The sequence below is a fragment of the Bradyrhizobium sp. sGM-13 genome, assembly GCF_018398875.1.
Classification (GTDB): domain Bacteria; phylum Pseudomonadota; class Alphaproteobacteria; order Rhizobiales; family Xanthobacteraceae; genus Bradyrhizobium.
In genome coordinates this window covers 1-1,784 of sequence record NZ_JAGWDK010000128.1, presented here as the reverse complement: position 1 = coordinate 1,784, position 1,784 = coordinate 1, and the positions used below count along the sequence as shown (strand labels likewise).

Annotated in this window: 1 protein-coding gene; it reads left to right on the top strand. The window is 57.3% G+C overall.

Features of this window, described 5'->3' with window-relative positions:
• Positions 1 to 552: 552 nt before the first annotated feature.
• Positions 553 to 1,665 (top strand): alanine dehydrogenase, encoded by a 1,113-nt coding sequence (gene ald / locus KJQ96_RS38400; protein WP_213291145.1) that lies wholly within the window; start codon positions 553 to 555, stop codon positions 1,663 to 1,665.
• Positions 1,666 to 1,784 lie beyond the last annotated feature (119 nt).

The following is a 1,784-nucleotide window of genomic DNA, read 5'->3' as shown; positions in this document are numbered from 1 at the left end:
AGCTTCAGAACCCGCTTCGCTTAATCCTAAGTCCATTATAGGGACAGGCTCCTAGCGCTGCCCTGGCTCAACCGAGGAGGGCGGCTTGATGCAGGTTTAGAACACTTGCACTTCCGATCGATCTATGGGCTTCGCATTTCGGGTAAATAGATCCAAAGATTCTAGGTCGGTTCCATCTTGGTCAGGCACGAGACGTGGTCGACTAGGCGCTCCGCAATGTCGGGTCGGGGTTGTTGAGGCAAACGGTTTAACTCAATTATCGGTAGATGCCCTCTGATGTTCCTTGTCTTACAGCGCGGGCTGCCGGCGCCATCGCAGTAGAGTCACATTCGCTTCGAGACTTCGGTGTGACTGATCCGAGCGCTGGGTCGCATTGATGCTAAGCTCGGCCTGGATCGTCGTATCGATCTTGCCCGGTTCTTGTTTGGAATCCTGCAAAATAGTGCCAAATATTGCTGTATTTCTGCTTCACATAGCGCTTGCTTCGCAAGTTTGCAGGAAAACAAACCGATCTTCCGACTAGAAAAGGTTGTCCAAGTACGGAGATTGCAGGTGAAGATCGGTGTTCCCAAGGAAATCAAGACGCACGAATATCGCGTCGGTCTGACGCCTGGAGCCGTCCGCGAATATGTGGCCGCCGGCCACAGCGTGCTGATCGAGACCAATGCCGGTGCCGGCATTGGCGCAACGGACGATAAATATCGCAAGGCCGGCGCAACGATTCTGGACTCCGCTCATGAGATATTTGCATCGAGCGAGATGATCATAAAGGTCAAGGAGCCCCAATCTTCCGAATGGGCGCAGTTGCGAGAGAACCAGATTCTCTTCACTTATCTGCATCTGGCGCCGGATCCGGAGCAGGCTAAGGGCCTGCTAAAGTCTGGGTGCACCGCAATCGCCTACGAAACTGTCACCGATGCGCATGGCGGTCTTCCGCTGCTTGCGCCGATGAGTGAGGTCGCTGGCCGGCTTGCGATCGAGGCGGCAGGTAGCGCCCTGAAGCGGTATGCGGGCGGGCGGGGGCTGCTGATCGGTGGCGTGCCCGGTGTTCAGCCGGCCCGCATCGTGGTGATTGGAGGCGGCGTAGTCGGTACGCATGCGGCACGGATGGCGGCGGGCTTGGGTGCCGAGGTCACGATCCTTGACCGGTCGATACCCCGGCTTCGTGAGCTAGATGAGCTGTTCGAAGGTCGCGTTCGTACCAGGTTTTCGACAATTGACACCGTTGAGGAGGAAGTATTTGCGGCCGATGTTGTTGTCGGTGCGGTGCTCGTTCGAGGCGCGAGCGCGCCGAAACTAGTCAGCCGCCGCATGTTAAGCTCGATGCGCAAAGGCTCTGTGATCGTGGATGTTGCTATCGATCAAGGCGGATGCTTCGAGACATCGCGTCCGACGACGCATGCTGATCCAACTTACGAGGTCGACGGCGTCATTCATTACTGTGTCGCCAACATGCCCGGAGCTGTCCCGCTTACCTCAAGCCAGGCACTGAATAATGCCACGCTGCCATTTGGTTTGGCACTCGCCAACCAGGGATTTGCAACCGTGCTCGAAAATCCGCATCTGCGCGCAAGCCTCAATGTCTATCGGGGCCGGCTAACTTATAGGGCCGTGGCCGAGAGCCTCGGCCTGCCATTTTCACCGATCGAACAGGCTGCGGCCTGATCCCAGAGGCCCCTCAAGGGCGTTTCCTCCCTGACTTGGGCCACTCCATTGGAGTGGCCTTCTTTTTTGTGCGCCCAGCATGAGCGTACTCTTGTGGGTGCAAGTCCCACCGCGAGTTG